Annotated in this window: 1 protein-coding gene; it reads right to left on the bottom strand. The window is 69.1% G+C overall.

Annotated features, from left to right (window positions below; genetic code table 11):
• Positions 1-495: Plug domain-containing protein (locus MOV75_RS41660; RefSeq protein ID WP_247008711.1), on the bottom strand; the 495-nt coding region annotated here is incomplete at both ends.

The raw sequence follows: 495 nt of genomic DNA, 5'->3' as shown, positions 1-495 counted from the left end.
GGCCTTGGTCGGCAGGCCGTAGGTCTGGAACGACGGAGCGCAACTCGGCATCGCGTCCGGGATCCGGTTGTTGGTCGCGCTGACGACGCCGCCGATCGAGGTGGAGCCGTAGCGCAGCGCGGCCGGCCCGCGCACCACTTCGATCTGGTTGGTCGCGAGCGGATCGATCGGGACGAAATGATCTTCGCCGAGGTCGGAGGCGCCGCTGGAATTGGTGCCGTTCTCGACGATGCCGACGCGGTTGACGTCGAGCCCGCGGATGATCGGCCGGCTGGAGGCGCCGGGCGCAAAGCTCGAGCCGGTGATGCCGGGCTTGGAGAACAGGAGATCGCCGAGCTGGCCGCCGCCTTCGCGGCGGATCTCCTCGTTCGGCACCACCGTGACCGTCGCGAACTGATTGGTCACGATTGGCAGCACGCCCTGCTGGGGCGCGGCAGGTACTGGGGCTGCCGGCGTTGCTTCCGCCGTTTGCTCGCGGTTGCTCACCCGAGCGGT

This window comes from Bradyrhizobium sp. PRIMUS42 (genome assembly GCF_023006515.1).
Classification (GTDB): domain Bacteria; phylum Pseudomonadota; class Alphaproteobacteria; order Rhizobiales; family Xanthobacteraceae; genus Bradyrhizobium.
Note: the sequence above shows the minus strand (reverse complement) of the source record. Positions and strands in the feature narration are given on the sequence as shown.